Origin of the sequence: Sphingobium sp. CECT 9361 (assembly GCF_918741285.1) — a bacterium.
GTDB lineage: Bacteria > Pseudomonadota > Alphaproteobacteria > Sphingomonadales > Sphingomonadaceae > Sphingobium.
In genome coordinates, this window is record NZ_CAKKNC010000054.1 from 1 (window position 1) to 5,647 (window position 5,647).

A 5,647-nucleotide genomic window follows, 5' to 3' on the forward strand; every position below is an offset into this window, starting at 1 on the left:
GGAGAGCGCACCGTCAGCGGCCTGTGGGACCTGATCGGCAGGCTCGTCGATATCTTCAAGCCCGACGAATGTGCAAACTACTTCAAATCATGCGGCTATGAACCGGAATGAATGGAAACCGCTCTAATGGAAATCACACGATAAGCGCCCCGCCTGATGCGCCCGACGACACATTCCGCCGCTAGCAGGCATCCCCCCGGAAATTCCAGCAATCTACGCACGCCCAAAATCCGTAGCGTCCGATAAACTCTGCCGGAAAGGAGGACTGTCCCACAACAAGCTATCAGGGGTTTTCCGACATGCTTATAGGCTACATGCGCGTCTCTTCCACAGATGACCGGCAATCGGTCGATCTTCAGCGCGATGCGCTGATCGCAGCCGGCGTCGATAGCCGGCATCTCTATTCCGACAAGGCATCCGGCGCTCGCGAGGACCGGGCGAGCCTGCGGGCCTGCCTCGAATATCTCGCAGCCGGCGATACGCTGGTCGTGTGGAAACTGGATCGGCTCGGCCGCTCCCTGCCGCATTTGCTGTCGATCCTGACCGATCTCAGGGAGCGTGACGTGTCATTCCGGTCATTGACCGAGCAGATGGACACGGGAACGCCGCATGGCGAGCTGCTGTTTTCGCTGTTCGGCGCGCTGGCCCAGTATGAACGGGCATTGACGCGCGAGCGCATCATGGCAGGCCTTGCGGCCGCCAGACGGCGCGGGCGCTACGGTGGCCGCCCGCGAACGATCGATGCGGAAAAGCTCGATCAGATCACCGCCGCCCTTGCCGGTGGCGCTAGCAAGTCGTCGATCAGCCGCACGTTCAACGTGCCCCGATCGACCCTCGCAGATACGCTCGCGCGGGCCGGATGGCTCAAACCGCCGCGCCTTGCGTAACGACAAAAACATAATTATATTTCCGTAATGCCATCCATGCGCTTCTCCTGGCATCCGGCCAAAGCCGAGAGCAATCTGAAGAAGCACGGCGTCAGCTTTGCGATCGCTACTCGTGCGTTCACAGATCGTTTCGCGCTGAGCGATCAGGATCGGATCGAAGGTGGCGAGCGACGATGGCAAACCTTGGGCCTCGTGGAAGGGCATCTGCTCCTCCTCGTGGCCCACACTGTCGTCGAGCAAGACGATGACGGCGAGTATGTGGAGATCATTCATATCATTTCGGCTCGAAAGGCCGATCGAACGGAAAGGCGACGTTATGAAGAAGAAAGACGCTGATACCGTCCGTTTCCAACTCGATCCGGACAATCTGCCGCCGTTGACCGAAGCGCAACAGGCCGAACTGGATGCCCTGCAGGCGATGCCGGATAGCGGGATCGACTATAGCGACTCTCCGGCGCTGACAGAGGATTTCTGGCGGAACGGGCAGCGTGGGCGCTTCTATAAGCCCATCAAGCAGCAGGTGACGGCACGCCTTGATGCTGATGTGCTCGCCTGGCTCAAATCGCAGGGTAAGGGCTACCAAGCCCGCATGAACGCCATACTTCGCCGTGAGATGCTGGCGACCGCCAGAAGGCAGGAAAAGCCACGTTAATTTAGATAGTTAGGCTATCGGTTATCGTGATATAGTCGTACATGGATTTACCCCAGAAAGCGTTTGGCAAGTCGGATCAGACGCGCTGCCCGGCCCGAATAGGGAGGAAAGACGAGAGGCAGAGCGGAGAAGCGGTTCTGGAGAACGGCGCGCTCATGACTGAAAGTCCGGAACCCGTGATGGCCATGTGCCGCCCCGATCCCGGAATTGTTCACACCGCCGAACGGCAGATGATCGTGGACGTATTGGACGATGGTAAGGTTGACGCCTGCACTGCCGGAAGTCGTGGCCGCCAGGATATGATCCACTCTCGCCCGGTCACGATCGAACACATAAAGCGCCAGCGGCTTGGGTCTTGCGTTGATCCGACCGATCACGGTTTCAATGTCATCATAGGTCAGGACCGGCAGGACGGGACCGAATACCTCCTCATGGTCGATCGCCGCCTCGGGAGCGATCGCCTCCAGCACTGTGGGCGCCAGCGCCCTTCCCTGCCTTTCGCCGCCGACAATGATCCGCCCGCCCGTGGCCAGGGCATCCGCAATCAGGCCCCCCAGTCTGTCCGCATGGCGATCATTGACGATCCTTGCGAGATAGGGGCTCGTCATGCCCGAACCATAAGCGGCGGCGATCCGGCGGCGCAGCGCTTCCACGAACCGGTCGCGGATCGAAGCGTGGACGAACACATGATCGGGCGCGATGCAGGTTTGACCGGCATTGGAGAATTTGCCGAAGGCGATCCAACTGGCGGCCGTCTCTATGTCGGCATCCGGTCCCACGATCGTGGGCGACTTGCCACCCAGTTCCAGCGTAACGGAGGTCAGGTGGCGGGAGGCTGCCTGCATTACGACTTTCCCGACCTCGGGGCTGCCGGTGAAGAAGATATGATCGAAGGGCAGCGCGAGCAGGGCCTGAGACATCTCCTTCCCGCCGAGGGCGACGGTAACCAGGTCTGGCGGAAATGTGTCGGCGATCAGCCGCGCGATGACGCCCGAGGTAGCAGGTGTCATCTCTGAAGGCTTCAGGATAGCGCTGTTGCCGGCAGCAAGGCAGGACACAAGCGGCCCCAGGCAGAGATTGAATGGGTAATTCCAGGGCGCGATGATAAGGCACACGCCGCGTGGTTGTGGCACGATCCGTCCGGCCGTGCCGAAGCCGATCAATGTCGATCCGACATGGACTGGCCGCATCCATCGGCGCAGATTACGACGGCTGTGGCGGATTTCCTGCATGACCGGAAGAATTTCCGTCAGAAACACTTCGGCCTCCGGCTTGCCGAAGTCGGTCGCCATGGCCTGAACGATATCCGCTTCGAACTTTCGTATGGCAAGCGCGAGGCGCGCCAGCGCGGCGCGCCTCTCAGCAAGGCCAAATCGCATCCGGCGCTCGTCCGACATTGCCTTTTGCGCGGTGAAGAGCATTTCCACCGGGCGGCCATCACAGGGTTCCTGCGAAATCGACTGTCTCTCTTCAATCATCTCATTCACGTCCGAAACATGAGCTTCGCGCGAGTCTTACGAGCACAATAGCAATAGGGAACTACACGAACATGTAGTATCGACCTGTCATGGATCACGAAAGGGAATGGACTCCAACTCTGCTTTCGCGACTGGCGGAAACGGCACTTCGCCCTGTTAAATTGACCGCGCGCGTCAGCCTGCTGCGTGCGCCTTGCGGCTACGGCAAATCGGCGACACTTGCGGCCGGTTGGAAGGAGGCGGCGGACACTGGTCGCCCGGCGCTTTGGACAAAGCTTGCAAGCGACGACACGGCGAAGAGCACCCTGCATCGCCTCGCTCTTCAGGCCGGAACCGCCGCGGACATCGACTCCATTCTGCAATGGATATGGCATCAGGACAGGCCCGGGATCATTTGCCTCGATGATGTTCAGGAAGCGCCACATCTCGAAACGCTGACCAGAGACCTGGTGGATGCTCTTCCCGATGATTGGCGGGCGGTCCTTGCAACCTCCGCCCCTTGGGGATTTGGCGTCCTCAACGCCGACTGGCAGGAAGTCGGCCCCGATGGCCTGGCCTGCAGCGCCCAGGATCTGAAGCAACTGACCCGGGTCCCTTCAGCCCTCGACCGGATCATGTCGGACACACAGGGTTGGCCCGCATTGTGCCGCATCGCGTGTCGTGTATCCGACCGGAAGCAGCCACTGCATGTATGGCCCGAGATCATCTGTTATCTCGATCAGATCGTGTTGGCGCCCTTATCGCCCGCTCTGCGCACATGGTTGAAAAAGGCGGCATTGATCGCTCCCCTCGATGCCGAAAGCCACGATTTTGCCCTGCGCATCCACGACGGCGCGCAATGGATCGCACGTGCGCAACGCGAATGTCTCCTATTGAGGCCGGACAAGCACGGAATGTTTGCGCTCAATCCGGCGCTGCGACACCATCTTGCCTTGAGCGGACAGTCGCAGCTTCGTTTCTCGCCAAGCCATCTTTTAAAACGGGCTGCTTTTCATCACTGGCGCGCCGGCCGGCCAGCGCAAACAATAGCACTTTCGCTGCGCGCCGGCGATCCGGCCTGGGCGCGGGGACTGGGCGGTGAGATCGTCATGGATGTCGCTTTGCGACAAGGCCGTATCAACGAGTTGGCCCATTGGCTCGAGGGCGTGCCCGACACAGCGTTGCTGACGAATCCCATGGCTGGTCTGGGAAAGATATGGGTCCTTTCCTTCCAGCAGCAGCATGCAGGGGCGACGCACCTTCTGAAGTTGCTGTCACGCACGGACACGCATGAGGAATTGCTGACGCTGCTCGGTGCTACGACAGCGGCGCTGAGGGACGATGTCGTGCGGGCGGAAAGGCTCTGCCGGCAATGGCTCCAACTGCACGCCCGGGAAAACCCAATGATGAAGGCCTCCGCCCTGGCCTGTCTCGCGAGCATCGTGGCGAGTCAGTCGAACGAGGCCGAGTTCGCGGCACTGCGTCCCCTACTGGATCAAGCTTGTGCCCTGGCCGATCAGGGCTTTGCCCGCGACTGGGCAAAGATTGCCGAAGTGCTGCTCCTGCTGACGCAGGGGCAGATCATTCCCGCACGAAATAGGATCGACGCGCATCTGACGGATATGGTCTCCCCGGTTGCCGAGGAGACGCTGAAAAGATTGCGCCTCGCTGTGCTGGCCGAAAGCGGCGTGCCTCTGGCAGAACTGGAATGGCCGTTGCTTTTCTGCGACCAGATCGTCGACGTCCAGATTCATACGGCACGGGCCATATTACGAGCCGCTCGTCTGGCCGGAGATGCGGACCTCTGCGGAAAAATCCTGACCGAACTGAACGTGAAAGCCGTACGCGACCACATGCCGCGACTGCAACTCATGGCCGATATCCTGACTGCCGAACATGAAATGGCGTCGGGTCGATCGGTCACCATCCCCAATATTCCCAGGAACGACGCCATCACTTCGGCTCACCTCGCCATTGCGGACGTCGAGTGCATGCTTCTGTCTGCGACGCGGGCGCTTGCCGACGGGAAGGATCACCTCGCGCGCCAATTGACGGACCGTATCCTGGCCCGCACCCGCAGGGCAGGATGGCAACATATCATACTCAAAACCCTCATGCTGCGTTCGGTGCTGCATCTACGTAAAGATGCGCTGCAACTGGCCATACGGTCGGCGGAAGAGGCCTCGGAAATTCGCGACAGCACAGGACTGAAGGAAACAGCGCGGGAGTTCCGGAATATCCTGGAGCATATTCACGCGGGATGGGCCCTAAAGGCGAGGTTTGATCGGTCCGCAGCACAACATCACTTGCCGAGTTCACAACATACCGAAGGATCCGACCTGTCTCGCCGCCAACTCCATATCCTCAGCCTGGCGCGAGATGGTCTTACAAGCGCGGAGATCGCCAACATATTGGGTATCGGCGAAGATGGCGTAAAATGGCATTTTCGCGCGATCTTCAAGTGTCTCGCCGTCAACAGGCGCACCCAGGCCGTCGCCACGGCAATACAGCGCGGTCTCCTTCACTAGAGCGGTTTCCACACGATCTGACTCGTCAGGGATTCCCTTCGCGGCGCCGTTGTGATTCAGCCTTCCTGCTGGTGGCAGGAGGCCAGCATGGATGGCACGAACGCTATCACAGGATCTTCGGGA

The 5,647-nt window shown here is 60.2% G+C and carries 5 protein-coding genes and 1 pseudogene; 5 read left to right on the forward strand and 1 reads right to left on the reverse strand.

Annotation, left to right across the window (positions count from 1 at the left end):
- The 4 genes and pseudogenes from LQ220_RS24555 to LQ220_RS24570 form a co-directional block, all read left to right on the forward strand.
- Nucleotides 1-111: pseudogene (locus LQ220_RS24555) on the forward strand (IS630 family transposase); the annotation flags it as partial.
- A 188-nt stretch (nt 112-299) separates the two neighbouring features.
- Entirely contained in the window at nt 300-887 is a 588-nt protein-coding gene (locus LQ220_RS24560; RefSeq protein ID WP_025290601.1) for a recombinase family protein, read from the forward strand.
- Between the two features lie 36 nt (nt 888-923).
- Nucleotides 924-1,223 carry a BrnT family toxin gene (locus tag LQ220_RS24565; RefSeq protein WP_004206996.1) on the forward strand — a complete coding sequence of 100 codons (300 nt, stop codon included), beginning with the start codon at nt 924-926 and terminating at the stop codon, nt 1,221-1,223.
- Complete coding sequence (locus LQ220_RS24570; RefSeq protein WP_004206995.1) at nt 1,204-1,539, forward strand: BrnA antitoxin family protein; 336 nt, start codon at nt 1,204-1,206, stop codon at nt 1,537-1,539. Before LQ220_RS24565 ends, LQ220_RS24570 begins: the two co-directional genes overlap by 20 nt.
- A 47-nt stretch (nt 1,540-1,586) precedes the next feature.
- Here LQ220_RS24570 and LQ220_RS24575 read toward each other — a convergent pair whose 3' ends face one another.
- Nucleotides 1,587-3,017, reverse strand: coding sequence for an aldehyde dehydrogenase family protein (locus LQ220_RS24575; protein WP_004206993.1), 1,431 nt, complete (start codon nt 3,015-3,017; stop codon nt 1,587-1,589).
- A gap of 89 nt (nt 3,018-3,106) precedes the next feature.
- On the opposite strand from LQ220_RS24575, the gene LQ220_RS24580 reads away from it, so the two are divergent.
- A complete protein-coding gene (locus LQ220_RS24580) occupies nt 3,107-5,524 on the forward strand; it encodes a LuxR C-terminal-related transcriptional regulator (RefSeq protein ID WP_230190597.1) in 2,418 nt (805 codons plus the stop codon).
- The last annotated feature ends 123 nt before the right edge of the window (nt 5,525-5,647 follow it).